This is a genomic window from Ruegeria sp. E8 (genome assembly GCF_056533985.1).
In genome coordinates this window covers 1-14,388 of sequence record NZ_JBQFOY010000013.1, presented here as the reverse complement: position 1 = coordinate 14,388, position 14,388 = coordinate 1, and the positions used below count along the sequence as shown (strand labels likewise).

17 protein-coding genes are annotated in these 14,388 nt (G+C 58.5%); 10 read left to right on the top strand and 7 right to left on the bottom strand.

Annotation, left to right across the window (positions count from 1 at the left end):
• Positions 1 to 13 precede the first annotated feature (13 nt).
• From ACR0LF_RS15945 to ACR0LF_RS15920, 6 genes are read left to right on the top strand one after another with little or no spacing between them, the layout of a single operon-like run.
• On the top strand, positions 14 to 1,732 hold the full coding sequence (locus ACR0LF_RS15945; RefSeq protein WP_480581441.1) for an ATP-binding protein: 1,719 nt from the start codon (positions 14 to 16) through the stop codon (positions 1,730 to 1,732).
• Positions 1,733 to 1,736: 4 nt separating this feature from the next.
• A complete protein-coding gene (locus ACR0LF_RS15940) occupies positions 1,737 to 2,207 on the top strand; it encodes an HPr kinase/phosphorylase (RefSeq protein ID WP_480581439.1) in 471 nt (156 codons plus the stop codon).
• The gene (rapZ, locus tag ACR0LF_RS15935; RefSeq protein WP_480856434.1) at positions 2,204 to 3,085 is read left to right on the top strand and encodes an RNase adapter RapZ; all 882 of its coding nucleotides are present in this window, start codon (positions 2,204 to 2,206) and stop codon (positions 3,083 to 3,085) included. The genes ACR0LF_RS15940 and rapZ overlap by 4 nt, the downstream gene beginning before the upstream one ends.
• Positions 3,082 to 3,474 carry a PTS sugar transporter subunit IIA gene (locus ACR0LF_RS15930; protein WP_480581435.1) on the top strand — a complete coding sequence of 131 codons (393 nt, stop codon included), beginning with the start codon at positions 3,082 to 3,084 and terminating at the stop codon, positions 3,472 to 3,474. Before rapZ ends, ACR0LF_RS15930 begins: the two co-directional genes overlap by 4 nt.
• A gap of 16 nt (positions 3,475 to 3,490) precedes the next feature.
• Entirely contained in the window at positions 3,491 to 3,760 is a 270-nt protein-coding gene (locus ACR0LF_RS15925; protein WP_480581434.1) for an HPr family phosphocarrier protein, read from the top strand.
• A gap of 39 nt (positions 3,761 to 3,799) precedes the next feature.
• Positions 3,800 to 4,699 (top strand): lysophospholipid acyltransferase family protein, encoded by a 900-nt coding sequence (locus ACR0LF_RS15920; protein WP_480581433.1) that lies wholly within the window; start codon positions 3,800 to 3,802, stop codon positions 4,697 to 4,699.
• Positions 4,700 to 4,773: 74 nt separating this feature from the next.
• Here the strand turns inward: ACR0LF_RS15920 and ACR0LF_RS15915 are convergent, their stop codons facing one another.
• Positions 4,774 to 5,649: a 3-hydroxybutyryl-CoA dehydrogenase gene (locus tag ACR0LF_RS15915; protein ID WP_480581431.1), complete on the bottom strand. Its 876-nt coding sequence runs from the start codon at positions 5,647 to 5,649 to the stop codon at positions 4,774 to 4,776.
• A gap of 164 nt (positions 5,650 to 5,813) precedes the next feature.
• Here ACR0LF_RS15915 and ACR0LF_RS15910 point away from each other — a divergent pair, with 164 nt between their 5' ends.
• A complete protein-coding gene (locus tag ACR0LF_RS15910) occupies positions 5,814 to 6,617 on the top strand; it encodes a DUF6473 family protein (RefSeq protein ID WP_480581429.1) in 804 nt (267 codons plus the stop codon).
• A gap of 59 nt (positions 6,618 to 6,676) precedes the next feature.
• On the opposite strand, the gene ACR0LF_RS15905 is transcribed toward ACR0LF_RS15910, so the two are convergent.
• The 6 genes from ACR0LF_RS15905 to ACR0LF_RS15880 all read right to left on the bottom strand — a co-directional run bounded on the left by ACR0LF_RS15905 (position 6,677) and on the right by ACR0LF_RS15880 (position 10,943).
• Entirely contained in the window at positions 6,677 to 7,606 is a 930-nt protein-coding gene (locus ACR0LF_RS15905; RefSeq protein WP_480581427.1) for an electron transfer flavoprotein subunit alpha/FixB family protein, read from the bottom strand.
• Positions 7,606 to 8,364 carry an electron transfer flavoprotein subunit beta/FixA family protein gene (locus ACR0LF_RS15900; RefSeq protein WP_480581425.1) on the bottom strand — a complete coding sequence of 253 codons (759 nt, stop codon included), beginning with the start codon at positions 8,362 to 8,364 and terminating at the stop codon, positions 7,606 to 7,608. The genes ACR0LF_RS15905 and ACR0LF_RS15900 overlap by 1 nt, the downstream gene beginning before the upstream one ends.
• Before the next feature lie 198 nt (positions 8,365 to 8,562).
• On the bottom strand, positions 8,563 to 9,135 hold the full coding sequence (locus tag ACR0LF_RS15895) for a cob(I)yrinic acid a,c-diamide adenosyltransferase (RefSeq protein ID WP_480581424.1): 573 nt from the start codon (positions 9,133 to 9,135) through the stop codon (positions 8,563 to 8,565).
• Complete coding sequence (locus ACR0LF_RS15890; protein WP_480581422.1) at positions 9,136 to 9,339, bottom strand: twin transmembrane helix small protein; 204 nt, start codon at positions 9,337 to 9,339, stop codon at positions 9,136 to 9,138.
• Positions 9,340 to 9,416: 77 nt separating this feature from the next.
• Positions 9,417 to 10,244, bottom strand: coding sequence for an SDR family NAD(P)-dependent oxidoreductase (locus ACR0LF_RS15885; RefSeq protein ID WP_480581421.1), 828 nt, complete (start codon positions 10,242 to 10,244; stop codon positions 9,417 to 9,419).
• A gap of 69 nt (positions 10,245 to 10,313) precedes the next feature.
• Positions 10,314 to 10,943 (bottom strand): SH3 domain-containing protein, encoded by a 630-nt coding sequence (locus tag ACR0LF_RS15880; protein WP_480581419.1) that lies wholly within the window; start codon positions 10,941 to 10,943, stop codon positions 10,314 to 10,316.
• A 200-nt stretch (positions 10,944 to 11,143) separates the two neighbouring features.
• Here ACR0LF_RS15880 and ACR0LF_RS15875 point away from each other — a divergent pair, with 200 nt between their 5' ends.
• The 3 genes from ACR0LF_RS15875 to ACR0LF_RS15865 form a co-directional block, all read left to right on the top strand.
• Positions 11,144 to 13,492, top strand: coding sequence for a DNA topoisomerase IV subunit A (locus ACR0LF_RS15875; RefSeq protein WP_480581417.1), 2,349 nt, complete (start codon positions 11,144 to 11,146; stop codon positions 13,490 to 13,492).
• A gap of 98 nt (positions 13,493 to 13,590) precedes the next feature.
• Positions 13,591 to 14,184 carry a hypothetical protein gene (locus ACR0LF_RS15870; RefSeq protein WP_480581415.1) on the top strand — a complete coding sequence of 198 codons (594 nt, stop codon included), beginning with the start codon at positions 13,591 to 13,593 and terminating at the stop codon, positions 14,182 to 14,184.
• Between the two features lie 113 nt (positions 14,185 to 14,297).
• Positions 14,298 to 14,388, top strand: a 91-nt coding sequence (locus ACR0LF_RS15865; protein WP_215675807.1) for a GTP-binding protein, incomplete at its 3' end; no start/stop codon positions are given.

Genomic DNA, 14,388 nt, shown 5'->3' with positions numbered 1-14,388 from the left:
GTAATGGGGTCTCGTGCGCGACACCGAACAAGCCAGCGAACTACGCGACGGTGACGTCGTTCTTGGGGATGACTGGGTCATTCCCCAGGACCCCGAGTCGGCGGAGCTGAGAGAGAAGCGATCCCGGAGGAACCTGTTTTCTCTGCGCGGGTCCCCGTTGGCGCGCAAGATCATCACCTTCAATCTGATTGCCTTGGTGATTCTGGTCACGGGATTGCTGTATCTGGACGACTCGCGAAAAGAGAAAGTCCAGCAGACCGCACGCAACCTGCTTGGCGACGCGCAACTGGTCAGCAACGTCTTTGAAACCCAGTTGCGTCAGAGCGCATTGCAATCCGCGCAGAATGCCGGGGCTCTGGACGTCAAGGATACGCTGTCCGGCCTGACTCTGCCCGAAGGGGGTGAGGTTTTTGTCTATGACGCCAGCGGCACTCTGATCGGCTGGACACGCGGTGCCCCTCAGGCATCGGACATGCCGGTTCTTCTGAGGTCCGAGGCCGATGTGCAGACCGGCAGCACGGTAATCAGCGACACGCTGAACGCCGTTTGGACTGGGTTGTCGAACCTACTCAACTGGTCAACCGAAGTTGAGGCACCGACGCTGGCGCAACGGGTTCAGGCCATAATTCCGCCTGCGATTGCCGGGCAAAGTCAGGTTCAGGCGGTTCAGGATAGCGCCGGTGAGACGGTTATCGTGGCCGCCGCACCGATCCTATTTGAAAATGCCCCAGCCGGAGCGGTGGCCATCACTGGCCCCGCAGGTGAGATTGACGCGCTTGCCCGCCGGGAGCAGGAACGCATCCTTCAGATGTTCGTGGTGGCCCTGCTGGTGTCGGTCGGCCTGAGCCTTGTGCTGGCCTCGACAATCGCGAACCCGCTGGCCGATCTGGCAGCAGCGGCCGAAATGGGCAAGGACCGGGGCACCGGGGTCAATCCCGGGCGCATCCGTATTCCGGATCTCAGCGCACGTCCGGACGAAATCGGGCGCCTCAGCCGCGCTTTGCGGGGCATGGTGACGGCGCTGTATAACCGGATCGACGCAAACGAACAGTTCGCCGCCGACGTCGCCCATGAAATCAAGAACCCGCTGGCCAGCCTGCAATCCGCCGTCGGCACGCTGCGCATGGTCAAACGTGAGGATCAGCGCGACAAACTGCTGGATGTGATCGAACACGACGTTCGGCGTCTGGATCGGTTGGTCAGCGATATCTCGAACGCGTCGCGTTTGGATGCGGAACTGGTCAAGGAAGAAGAGCAACCCTTCGATCTGCTCAAACTGCTGGGCAATCTTGGGCAGTATCTGGGCGAGGATGCACGCTCGAAGGGTATCGATTACATAACCGACTTGCCATCCGAGCCGATTGTGATCAACGGGTTGGAAGCGCGCTTGGCGCAGGTGTTCGTCAATCTGATCACCAATGCCATTTCCTTCTGCGAGGAAAACGACGCCATTCGGGTCTGGGTTCGTCAGCGGGACAATCGCGTGCTGGTCGTTGTCGAAGACACAGGCCCCGGCATTCCCGAACAGGCGCTCACCAAGGTGTTCAAGCGCTTCTACTCGGAACGCCCGGCGGAGCATTTCGGCAATAACTCGGGCCTTGGATTGGCCATTTCAAAGCAGATCGTCGAAGCCCATGGCGGCGTGATCTGGGCCGAAAACATCCGCCCGACCGAGGCCGATATCACATCCGATCCTCTGGGTGCCCGCTTTGTCGTGGGGCTGCCCGTTTAACTCGATGCCGATTGATTCGCTGTCAAACGCCAAAGACCAGAACCGGGCGTGTGTTCATGCCTCATGCGTTTCGGTTGCCGGGCGCGGGCTTTTGATCATCGGCGCGTCCGGCACCGGGAAATCCGGGTTAGCGTTGCAGATGATGGCGTTTGGCGCGGACCTGGTTGCCGATGACCGCGTCAATCTGGAAATGCGACACCATCAGGTGTTCGCTTCGGCCGTGCCCAACATACACGGATTGATCGAGGCCCGGTACATTGGGTTGATCAAGGCAGACCCCTCTGATCCGGTTCCTTTGGACTACGTGGTGGATCTGGACCAACACGAACCGCAGCGTCTGCCAGACCCAGCGACAATTTCAGTGCTGAGGCAAACTGTTCCCTTGCTTCGGGGTGCGTCTGTACCCAATTTGGCTGCAGCGTTGATGCTGCTTTTGAAAAATGGACGTGTAAACCCGGAATGGCCGAACACATGACATCGCAACGGCGGATCGTATTGGTCACGGGGCCATCCGGGGCGGGCAGATCCACCGCTATTCACGTTTTGGAAGATCTGGGTTTTGAGGCGATCGACAACCTGCCCATGGGGCTATTGCTGCGCCTGCTTGACAGCGCAGACAGTGACCGTCCGATGGCCTTGGGTATCGATGCCCGAAATCGCGATTTCTCGACCATCGGCTTTATTGAACTGGCAGAAAAACTGGGCCGGATGGCGCAGGTCGATCTGACGGTTCTGTATCTGGATTGCAGCGATGACGTTCTGGTGCGTCGTTTTTCGGAAACCCGACGACGGCACCCCGTTGCAAAAAATGCCAGCCCGGAAACCGGCATTCAGCGCGAAAAAGAACTGCTGGCCCCGATCCGTGAGATTGCCGATACACTGATCGATACCAGCCTTCTGAACGTGCATCAGCTGCGCGAAGAGGTCGAGAACTGGTTCGCACCTCAAGGCGGGCGGCATCTGGCGGTTTCTGTCGAGTCCTTCTCCTATAAACGCGGCTTGCCGCGCGGGTTGGATATGGTGTTCGATTGCCGTTTTCTGGCAAACCCCTATTGGCGGCCCGAACTTCGTGCGGCGGATGGTCGACACCCCGACGTCGCGCACTATGTGCAGTCAGATGCAAACTACCTGCCGTTTTATGATCGAGTGCTCGATTTGCTGACCCTGTTGCTGCCGGCTTTTCGGGCCGAAGGCAAAGCGCATCTGTCCGTTGCGTTTGGATGCACGGGCGGCCAGCACAGATCAGTGGCCCTTGCAGAGGCCGTCGCAAAGGCTCTTGCGGAAGACGGGCAGCAGGTGGCAATTAGACATCGCGAGATGGAACGTCGGTCGTTGAATGTGAGGTCGGATTGATCGGAATTGTGATCGTTGCGCATGGGGGGTTGGCTCAGGAATACCTGGCCGCCACGCAGCATGTGGTCGGGCCACAGCCCAGCCTCGTGGCCATTGCGATTGAAGCCAACCATGACCGGGATGAAAAACAGGCCGAAATCTGCCGTGCCGCCGACGAAGTAGACATGGGGGACGGTGTTGTCGTCGTCACCGACCTGTTCGGAGGCAGCCCATCGAATCTCAGCCTGCGTGCCTGCGCGCCTCAAGATCGGCGCATTCTGTACGGAGCAAATCTGCCGATGCTGATCAAATTGGCCAAAAGCCGCCACTTGCCCATTGGAGACGCCGTCCGCCAGGCGATGGAGGCTGGACGGAAATACATCAATGCGCAAAATGTGACATTAGATTAAAAGCGGATTATTGAATATGACGAACCGAAGCCTCAAAATATTAAATGAAAAGGGCCTCCATGCACGTGCCTCGGCAAAGCTGGTTGAGGTTGTGGAAGGGTTCGATGCACATGCTGAGGTGTCAAAAGACGGACTTTCTGCATCAGGCGACAGTATTATGGGGCTTTTGATGTTGGCAGCATCGCGCGGAACAACTATTGACGTCGAGACGTCCGGGCCGGATGCTGAGGCATTGGCAGAAGCTCTGGAAACGCTTGTGAACGACAAGTTCGGAGAGGGGTTTTAAGCCACCCCGCCGGGACAGGAAGAACGGGAAGACCAGGAATTGGCGGAAACAACGCACGAGACCAAGACAAGCCCGGTGCTGGATGGGACCGCAGAACAGGGTGAGATCTACGACCGTAGAACTCTGACCTATGCGAACTCGTTCGACGATGCCTGGACTTCAACCGCCATTCGGGCGATCGAATGGTGCACAGGCAAGCTGACCATTCTGCGCATGGTCAACAAGTTCGAGAAAAAGAACGAATATTATCGCGGCCAGCGGTTCTGGGGCGGTGCGCTAAAAGTGATGGGGATCGATCTGACCACCCCACAAGAGCAGATCGCGCGTATTCCCAAAACCGGCCCCGTTGTTGTCGTTGCCAACCATCCCCATGGCATGGTGGACGGTATGATTCTGGCCGAGTTGATCGGACAAGTGCGCAGCGACTACCGCATTCTCACCCGTTCGGTCCTGACCGGTCTGGATGAGGCCGCGACCTCTTTCATGATCCCGGTGCCCTTCCCACACGATCCCGAGGCGCAGGCGAAAATGCTGGAAATGCGCGGCAAGGCGATGGAGCACCTGAAAAACGGTGGCGTTGTGGCGCTGTTCCCATCCGGTGTCGTGATGTCCTCGGACGACTGGTTCGGGCCTGCGATCGAGCGCGAATGGAACGTGTTTACCGCCAAAATGATCCGCCGTTCGGGCGCGCGCGTGGTGCCGATATTCTTTCCGGGCAGCAATTCGCGCTGGTATCAGATTGCCAACCGCGTATCGCCGATCCTGCGGCAGGGTCTTTTGCTGCATGAAATCGTGCGCTCCTGCAACAAACCGCAATCGCCGGTCATCGGCGATCCGATCTCGGATCAGGATATGGAGCAGCTGGAGCGTGATCCGCGTGGCTTCATGGCCTGGCTCAGAAACCACACAATGTCCCTGGGCAAGACGCTTAAGTCCTGATCCGCTTCTTCATCTGGCTAAAAATATCCCGGGGGTGAGCCCGGATGAAATCCGGGCGAGGGGGCTGGCCCCCTTCAGCGCGTTGGGACAGGAACGTCACCCCGATAATCATAGAACCCACGCTCTGTTTTACGTCCCAGCCACCCGGCCTCGACATATTTCGTCAACAGCGGACAGGGTCGATACTTGGTGTCGGCCAGCCCGTCATGCAGCACGTTCATGATAGCCAGACAGGTATCCAGCCCAATGAAATCCGCCAGTTCCAGCGGCCCCATCGGATGGTTCGCACCCAGCTTCATTGACTGGTCGATGGACTGAACGTTTCCAACGCCTTCGTAGAGCGTATAAACCGCTTCGTTGATCATCGGCATCAGGATGCGATTCACGATGAAGGCGGGGAAGTCTTCGGCACTTGCTGCCGTTTTCCCTAACCGGTCCACAACCGCTTTGCAGGCGCTGAAGGTTTCTTCGTCCGTGGCGATGCCCCGGATCAATTCCACCAGCTGCATCACCGGCACCGGGTTCATGAAATGAAATCCCATGAACCGTTCGGGTCGGTCCGTGCGGCTTGCCAGACGTGTGATCGAAATTGACGACGTATTGGACGTCAGAATCGTATGCGGCAGCAGATGGGGTTGCAGGTCTTCGAAAATCGCCTGTTTAATCGTTTCCCGCTCGGTCGCGGCCTCGATCACCAGATCGGTTTGACCCAGACTCGGTAGCTCCAGCGTGGTGTTGATCCGCTTCAGAGCGGCCTGCATCGCGTTTTCGGTGATCTTTCCACGCGACGCCTGACGCGCCATGTTGCCCTCGATCGTGGAAATCGCGCTGTCCAGTGCATCCTGGCTGACATCGTTCAGCAAGACGTCGTATTCCGCCAATGCCAGAACGTGGGCAATACCATTGCCCATTTGACCCGCGCCAATCACCCCAACCGATTTAACTTCCATTTTCAGCTGCCTTTACCCTGGAGGATACCGCGACAGTATCGGTAGACCGGGGCAGGCGGCAAGGGGATCGAACCCGTCAATTTTGCTTCAAATGCGCGCATTAGGATATTCTCAATATCTGCGGCCGCAAAATGGCAATCGGGTGAGAAAATGGGGGGCTTGATATGAGCTTTCATCAGACAAACAGCGGCAGAGAGGCTGCCTGTCGATACGCGGATTCGAAACTGTGGTTCCGGGGGCCACCTAGCGGGTTGGAGGCGCCTTACGTGGCATGCCTGGGCGGGGAAGAGACATTCGGCAGGTTCGTCGATGATCCGTATCCGGCAGTGCTGGGGAAGCGGTTGGAAAAACCCTGTGTCAACTTTGGCAGCCTGTTTTGCGGGGCCGAGGCGCTGTCCGGCGATCCGGGCGTGTTGAAACTGGTCAACGGGTCAGACCTGTGCGTGTTGCAGGTGCCGGATGTCCCTTGTCAGTCGAATCGGTTCTACCGCGTGCATCCGCGCCGCAATGATCGGTTTCTTCAGCCGACCCGCGATCTGCTTGAACTTTACCCAGATGTTGATTTCACGGAAATCCACTTCATAAGGCACTTGCTGGCAAGGTTGAGTGCCGAAAAGGACGCGCGTTTTGAAGTCATCGCGCAGGAGTTGAAAGAGGTCTGGGTGCAGACCACCACAACGCTGATCAAAGCAATCGAACCCGAGGTCATTCTTCTCTGGTTGCACGTAAAGCGGCAAACTGGTTCGCATGGCGATTGTGTCGTGCCGGACGTCGCCATGATCGAACAGCTGAAGCCTTTATGTGCCAGTGTTGTCGAGGTTTCCGTTTGCGTGTCCGGTCAGTCTGCTGCGCTTGAGGATGTTTTGTTCGGCACGCTGCAGCAACCGATTGCAGAACATATGATCGGTCCGTCCGCGCATCGAGAGATTGCGGAAAAACTGCTGGTTGCATTGAGGGATCTGAACTGAAAAAGGCCCGCCTCTCGGGCGAGCCTTTATAAGTTTTGTCGGGTCGATGTACCGAAAGATCAGCCGAGTTTTCCGGTGAGTTCGGGAACCGCATCGAACAAGTCAGCGACCAGACCGAAATCGGCAACCTGGAAGATCGGCGCCTCTTCGTCTTTGTTGATCGCAACGATGACCTTGGAGTCTTTCATGCCCGCGAGGTGCTGGATCGCACCCGAGATGCCGACCGCGACATAGAGGTCCGGTGCAACAACCTTACCGGTCTGACCCACCTGCCAGTCGTTCGGGGCATACCCTGAGTCAACGGCGGCGCGCGATGCGCCAACTGCCGCGCCCAGCTTGTCTGCCAGACCTTCGATCAGTTTGAAGTCTTCTTCCGAACCAACGCCACGGCCACCCGAAACAACAACGCCAGCCGAGGTCAGCTCAGGACGGTCGCTTTCGGCAACCTTGTCCTCAACCCAGGACGACAGGCCGGGATTGTCACCGACCGAGATGGTCTCGATCGCGGCTGAGCCGCCTTCGCCGGCCGCGTCGAAGGACGCGGTACGGATGGTGACGACTTTCTTGGCGTCGTTCGATTTCACGGTCTGGATCGCGTTGCCCGCATAGATCGGACGCTCGAAGGTCGAGCCGTCAACAACGCCGGACGCATCCGAGATCACCATCACGTCCAGCAGCGCGGCAACGCGCGGCATCACGTTTTTGGCGTCGGTGGTGGCTGGGGCAACGATGTGCTCGTACCCGTCGGCCAGGCCAACGATCAGCGCTGCGGTCGATTCCGCCAGACGGTGACCCAGCGAGGCATCTTCGGCAACCAGAACCTTGGACACACCGTCGATCTTGGCAGCGGCCTCACCGGCAGCAGCGGCCGAACCGCCTGCGGCCAGAACGGTGATGTCGCCCAGCGACTTGACGGCGGCAACAGTCTTGGCGGTGGCGTCCAGCGACAGCTCACCATTGTTGACTTCACCAAGCAGAAGTACAGCCATTACACAGCCCCCGCTTCTTTGAGTTTCGAAACCAGCTCGTCAACCGAACCCACGATGATACCTGCGGCGCGCGCCGGCGGTTCTTCGGTCTTGACGACTTCCAGACGCGGGGTGACATCGACGCCGTAATCGGCGGCGGTTTTCTCATCCAGCGGCTTTTTCTTCGCCTTCATGATGTTCGGCAGCGACGCATAACGCGGCTCGTTCAGGCGCAGGTCGACGGTCACGATGGTCGGCATATTGACGCTGATGGTCTGTAGACCGCCATCCACCTCGCGGGTGATCTTGGCGGTGTCGCCTTCGATGTCCAGTTCCGAGGCAAAGGTGCCCTGCGACCAGCCCAGCAGGGCCGACAGCATCTGGCCGGTGGCGTTCATGTCGTTGTCGATCGCCTGCTTGCCCGCCAGAACGATGCCGGGCTGCTCTTCCTCGACCACTTTGGCCAGGATCTTGGCAACGGCAAGAGGCTCGATATCGGTGTGCACGTCGTCCGCAGCAACAACCAGGATCGCGCGGTCAGCACCCATGGCCAGAGCAGTCCGCAGGGTTTCCTGCGCTTGCTTTACGCCAATCGAAACAACCACGACTTCTTCAGCCTTGCCTGCTTCTTTCAGGCGGATCGCCTCTTCCACGGCAATTTCGTCGAACGGGTTCATCGACATTTTGACATTGGCGAGATCAACACCGCTTCCGTCCGCCTTCACGCGAACCTTCACGTTGTAGTCAATCACGCGCTTTACAGGCACCAGTACCTTCATTTCTGCGCTTGCTCCTTAAAAATACGGTAAGCCGCGTCGCGACTCCACCAATGCTCTCGCGGGCCTAGATAGCGCCTGTCGCAGTGGCACAACAGAGCAAAATCGTCACGTCAGTGCACCGGGACGTCGCGTTTTGCATTTTTTTCCGCAGAGAAGGGAAATAATGTAGCCCATGCGCTTCTTTGGCTGAGTATCGGTTCAGCGATTTGCGCCCGGAACCCATAGCACGTCGTCTTTGCCGTTTGCATTTGCGCAGCGGGCGGCAACGAAGAACCAGTCGCTGAGACGGTTGAGGTATTTGACCGCCACGTCGTTCACGGGCTCCATGTTCGTCAGCTCGACCGCAAGGCGTTCCGCCCGACGTGAAACCGTGCGGCACACGTGCAGATGTGCCGCGAGTCGAGAGCCTCCGGGCAGGATGAAGCTGCGCAGCGGTTCCAGCGTTTCGTTCATCACATCGATCTCGGCTTCCAGCCGGTCGATCTGGGCGGGCACGACGCGCAGAGGCGGATAATCGGCCTCGGCATCCTTTTCCATTTCGGGGCGGCAGAAATCGGCGCCCAGATCGAACAGGTCATTCTGGATGCGCGCAAGGGCGGCTTCGACGTCGCCTTCGGCCTCGGTCCGGGCCACGCCGACAAAGGCGTTCAATTCGTCGACTGTGCCATAGGCCGCAACGCGGCCTGAGTATTTCGCCACACGCTCACCATTGCCCAGAGCGGTTTTGCCGTCATCGCCCGTGCGGGTGTAGATTTTGTTGAGTACTACCATTTACTGAACTCCCTGTCCGCGCAGATAAACGAAAAGCACGATCAGCAACACGGCAATGAACTGAAAGAGGATACGCAGGCGCATCATCTTGTTGCTTTTCTTTGCAGCTTCCATGCCGCCTTTGCCGAAATTCGCAATGCCCAAGGTCAACACGACGACAACCGCCGCCATGGCCAGAAGCAAAACGATCATCAAAAAGTCCATTTGAAGTCACCATCCGGTTTATTCGATTATGCCCCATCTAGCGTCAGGGCGTCAAAAAGCGAACGGGATATTTCGCCTCAGATATCCGAAAGGATGCGATCGGTGGCTTTTGTGGACAAAACCCGGCGCAGAAAGCCAGCGATATAGGTCGGTGTCGTCACGTAATAGCGCGGCTTGGGACGGCGCGCTTCGACCGCGTGGGCCAGCTTGTCCGTGACCGCCGAAGCGGGCAGTTCGAACCGGTCAGGCCCGCTGCTTTCATAGAGTCGCTTCAGCAGCGATCCTTCATACCGGTCCCGAAGCGCCGAGTTTTCCCAGTCGATGTACTTTTCGAACATCGGAATCGCTTTTTCCCGAAGTTTCGAGGTGATGGGGCCGGGCTCGATCAGGACAACGTGAATGTCGGTGTCCCTCAGTTCCAGCCGTAGTGTGTCCGTCAGCCCTTCAACGGCGTATTTGGTGGCGACATAAGCGCCGCGCCACGGGAAGGCGACCAGACCCAGAACCGAGGAACATTGCACAATCCGACCATGGCCCTGTTCCCGCATGACGGGAATCACCTGACGCGTCAGCTCGTGCCAGCCGAAGACGTTGGTTTCAAAGATATGACGCAGGCCGTCGGTGGGAACATCCTCAATCGCGCCGGGCAGGCCATGCGCGCCGTTGTTGAACAGGGCGTCCAGCGTGCCGCCCGTTTTCTCAAGAACATATGACAAACCCGACGTGATGCTGTCGGCATCGGTGTAGTCGATCCTGGGACTTTCAAAGCCCTGAGCGCGCAGGCGATCACAGTCACGTTGCTGTCGGCAGGATGCAAAAACGCGCCACCCCCGCGCACGCATACCGTGTGCTGCGTCCAGACCGATGCCTGACGAGCATCCCGTAATTAGAATCGATTTCTGCATGTTTCTTCCGAGCCTGATCCCCGCCAAAAGCTATGGCGGGGTTTGCGGCAGGGCAATGACGCTTCGATGTCAGTTCGTTGTTTTCCGGACGAGTGATGCCGAAATCCACCCAACCTGTTGCCCCGGCAACACGCGCAGGCGCAACCAGCCGGTGCCCGAATCCCCAAAGACCTCGACCTGCTGGCCAATCCTGGCCTTGCCGATGATCGGATAGATCGTCCCCGGCCCGTCGCGCAAGTTGACGCGGGTTCCCGAAATTTCGCGGATATCCTTGGGTGTCTCGACCACCTCGGGCAGTTCAACGGTTGGCAGTTCGGCGTCGGTGGTCACCTGTTCCAATGCAGCCACGCCTTGTTCCAGCGACGCCAGGGTCAGAGTCACGCTTTCATCGCTGAACAATGAGGGGTTCGCTTTCAAGCCCGCCGCAACCTGTGACAGCAGCACTTTGGTTTCGGCCTCGCCCAACTCGGCGACGGTTTCAGTGACGGCTGGGGGCGCGACCGCAGGTTTCACAGCGGCGCGGGTCACCAACACTTCGACCGGTGCCGGCTCAACAACCGGATCGGCCGGTTTGGGTGCCACTGCAACGCGTTCAGGTTCTACCGAGCGAACCCCGCGAGGCTCAAATTCAGGACCTCCGCTCATCACGTAAAAGGTCCAGCCGAGTGCAGCAAAAGTAACAAGTATCAGGCGCGTCATGGCGCATCCCCCAAGCAATCGTAACATCAACAATAGGCAGCAATTCAATTGATGAGAGTTTAGCATATTTCCGGGGCCGAGTCGAAAAACCGGGGAAAACAACAGGCTGTCTCCCCCTGTTGCAAAAAGCGCGACTTGTCCCCAGCAAAATATGCGTTGCTTGCTTTACCCAGCCGCGCTTGCGTCGTATCACATCATGTATGAACGACACGATCGACGACCCCAATATGGAGGCCCCCGAAGGTGGGGGCGAGGTGGCTGAACCGCTGCGCCGCGCAATTGGCGAGCGCTATCTGACCTATGCGCTGTCCACCATCATGCACCGCGCCCTGCCGGATGCGCGGGACGGGCTGAAGCCGGTCCATCGGCGAATCCTCTATGCGATGAGAGAGTTGCGACTCAGCGCAACCGGAGGTTTCAGGAAGTCAGCCAAGATTTCCGGCGACGTGATGGGCAACTATCACCCGCACGGCGACGCCGCGATTTACGACGCGATGGCGCGCCTGGCGCAGGACTTCAACGTGCGCTATCCGCTGGTCGACGGGCAGGGGAATTTCGGCAATATCGACGGCGACAACCCGGCGGCCTCGCGATACACCGAGGCGCGGATGACCATCGTGGCCGAGGCGCTGCTTGAGGGTCTGAACGAAGACGCCGTCGATTTCCGCGACAACTATGATGGCACGCTGACCGAGCCGGTCGTGTTGCCCGCACAGTTCCCGAACCTGTTGGCCAATGGCGCCAGTGGGATCGCGGTGGGTATGGCGACGAATATTCCGCCTCATAATATCGCTGAGCTGTGTGATGCTTGTCTGCATCTGATCAAGACGCCGGATGCCCGCGACGACACGCTGTTGAACTACGTGCCCGGTCCGGACTTCCCGACCGGCGGCGTGATAGTAGAGCCGCCCGAGAACATCGCGCAGGCCTATCGCACCGGGCGCGGCTCGTTCCGTCTGCGCTGTAAATACGAGGTCGAGGATCTGGGCCGCGGCCAGTGGCAGATCATCGTCACTGAAATCCCCTATCAGGTTCAGAAATCCAAGCTGATCGAAAAGATCGCCGAACTGATCCAAACCAAGAAAATCCCGATCCTCGCCGATGTGCGCGACGAATCCGCCGATGACATCCGCCTGATTCTCGAACCGCGTTCCAAGAACGTCGACCCCGAGGTGCTGATGGGCATGCTCTATCGCAACTCGGACCTTGAGGTGCGTTTCAGCCTGAACATGAACGTGCTGATCGACGGTGTGACGCCCAAGGTCTGCTCGATGAAGGAAGTGCTGCGCGCCTTCCTCGATCACCGGCAAGAGGTGCTGATCCGCCGTTCGCGTCACCGGATGGCGAAGATCGATCACCGGTTGGAAGTTTTGGAGGGCTTTATTGTTGCCTTCCTGAACCTCGACCGGGTGATCGACATCATTCGTTACGACGACGATCCCAAAGCCGCGCTGATGCGCGAGGATTGGGGGATCGACCATATCCGCGCCACCAGCGAAGCCGATTATGTCTCGCCCAAGCCGGGCGAGGGCGAACTGTCCGAGGTTCAGGTCGACGCCATCCTCAACATGCGCCTGCGCAGCTTGCGCCGACTGGAAGAGATGGAGTTGGTCCGCGAACGCGATGAGCTGATGCTGGAACGCGCCAATCTCGAAGATCTGCTGGCCGATCCTGCCCTGCAATGGGCCAAGATCGCTGAGCAGCTGAAAGAGACCAAGAAGACCTTCGGCAAAGATTACGAAGGCGGCGAGCGCCGGACGCAATTTGCCGAAGCCGGGCAGATCGAGGAAGTTCCGCTTGAGGCTATGATCGACAAGGAACCGATCACGGTCGTTTGCTCGCAAATGGGCTGGATCCGCGCCATGACCGGCCACATCGACCTGAAGCGCGAGCTGAAGTTCAAGGATGGCGACGGCCCGCGCTTCATCTTCCACGCGGAAACGACGGACCGGCTGTTGGTCTTTGCGTCGAACGGACGTTTCTACACCGTCAGTGCGGCCAACCTGCCCGGCGGGCGAGGTATGGGTGAACCGTTGCGCCTGATGGTTGACCTGCCGAATGAAGCGCAGATCATCGATATCCTGATCCACAAGCCCGGGCGCAAGTTGCTGGTGGCCTCGGATGCGGGCAACGGTTTCATGGTGCCCGAGGACGATGTGCTGGCCCAGACTCGCAACGGCAAACAGGTGCTGAACGTCAAGGGTGACGAGACGGCGATGATCTGTAAGCCGGTCGCGGGTGACCACGTGGCGGTGGTGTCGCAAAACGGCAAGTTCCTTGTGTTCCCGACCGAGGAGCTGCCCGAGATGACCCGCGGCAAGGGCGTGCGTCTGCAGAAATACAATATGGCGCGCGGGCGTCAGGGGACGCTTGAGCTGGATGGTGGCCTGTCCGACATTACGACCTTCAATTGGGAAGAGGGTCTGAAATGGTCCATGGGCGGTGACAAAACCCGTCATGAGGCCGACATGAGCCAATGGCTGTCCAAGCGCGCCAGTGTCGGGAAAAAGCCGCCTTATGGCTTCCCGCGCGACTATAAGTTTTCGTGATCAGGCGGCCATAACAGTGAAATTCCGCCGATACGGCTTGGCACAACCCGTATCGGTACGTTAGATCAAAGAAAAACAGGCCTATCGAGACGAGATATATGCTGCGCATTCTGACCCTGATCACCGGACTTGCCCTGATGGGCGCTTGCACGCAAACGCAGGTTTATGAGGAACCCGAAAGCCTCGGAGAATTCAAACTGCGCGTGAACTATGCCTTCGCCGAAAAAGCCAAGCAGGGTCCGGTGTCGCGGGATGCGACCCCACAGGAGTGGGAGGATGCGATCCAGAACGCGGTCAATATCCGGTTGGGCCGATATGAAGGCGCTCAGGAATATGACATCGGCATCAGCTTGGAAGGCTACATGCTGGCGCCTCCGGGAATCCCTGTGTTGTATAACCCCAAAAGCACTGCGATCGTTTTGGTGAACGTGTACGACGTGAAAAAGGAAGAATTCCTCGCCAAGGGTAAGCAGTTTCAGGTTCTGGAAGATACGACCGGGGGCAGCGCCCTGAAAGGGTCGGGGCATGAACGCACCAGGGAAGAGCAGATGAGCGGTCTGGCCCTGAAAGTCGCCGACCGGGTCGAAGAGTGGCTGGCCGAAGAACACAAGGACAATGGCTGGTTTGATCGGCGTCCTGACCTGATCCAGCCGCTGGAATCCGGCGAGGTCACGCAAAATCCGGCGTCTTAACCTTCTTTTCACGCAGGATGTGCTTGATTTTCCCCTTTGAACCAAATATCTCGCGCGCGCAGATGTAACCACGGGACCAAGGGTCCCCCAAATCGCAAAAGGGCGCCTGAGGAATGGCAAAGGAAAAGTTTGAGCGTACAAAACCGCACGTCAACATCGGCACGATTGGCCACGTTGACCATGGTAAAACGACGCTGACCGCAG

Excerpts from the sequence above, each read along its gene's own strand:
- ACR0LF_RS15940 (WP_480581439.1), top strand. The coding sequence starts at position 1,737 with ATGCCGATTGATTCGCTGTCAAACGCCAAAGACCAGAACCGGGCGTGT.
- rapZ (WP_480856434.1), top strand. The coding sequence starts at position 2,204 with ATGACATCGCAACGGCGGATCGTATTGGTCACGGGGCCATCCGGGGCG.
- ACR0LF_RS15925 (WP_480581434.1), top strand. The coding sequence starts at position 3,491 with ATGACGAACCGAAGCCTCAAAATATTAAATGAAAAGGGCCTCCATGCA.
- ACR0LF_RS15915 (WP_480581431.1), bottom strand. The coding sequence starts at position 5,649 with ATGGAAGTTAAATCGGTTGGGGTGATTGGCGCGGGTCAAATGGGCAAT.
- ACR0LF_RS15910 (WP_480581429.1), top strand. The coding sequence starts at position 5,814 with ATGAGCTTTCATCAGACAAACAGCGGCAGAGAGGCTGCCTGTCGATAC.
- ACR0LF_RS15905 (WP_480581427.1), bottom strand. The coding sequence starts at position 7,606 with ATGGCTGTACTTCTGCTTGGTGAAGTCAACAATGGTGAGCTGTCGCTG.
- ACR0LF_RS15900 (WP_480581425.1), bottom strand. The coding sequence starts at position 8,364 with ATGAAGGTACTGGTGCCTGTAAAGCGCGTGATTGACTACAACGTGAAG.
- ACR0LF_RS15895 (WP_480581424.1), bottom strand. The coding sequence starts at position 9,135 with ATGGTAGTACTCAACAAAATCTACACCCGCACGGGCGATGACGGCAAA.
- ACR0LF_RS15890 (WP_480581422.1), bottom strand. The coding sequence starts at position 9,339 with ATGGACTTTTTGATGATCGTTTTGCTTCTGGCCATGGCGGCGGTTGTC.
- ACR0LF_RS15885 (WP_480581421.1), bottom strand. The coding sequence starts at position 10,244 with ATGCAGAAATCGATTCTAATTACGGGATGCTCGTCAGGCATCGGTCTG.
- ACR0LF_RS15880 (WP_480581419.1), bottom strand. The coding sequence starts at position 10,943 with ATGACGCGCCTGATACTTGTTACTTTTGCTGCACTCGGCTGGACCTTT.
- ACR0LF_RS15875 (WP_480581417.1), top strand. The coding sequence starts at position 11,144 with ATGAACGACACGATCGACGACCCCAATATGGAGGCCCCCGAAGGTGGG.
- ACR0LF_RS15870 (WP_480581415.1), top strand. The coding sequence starts at position 13,591 with ATGCTGCGCATTCTGACCCTGATCACCGGACTTGCCCTGATGGGCGCT.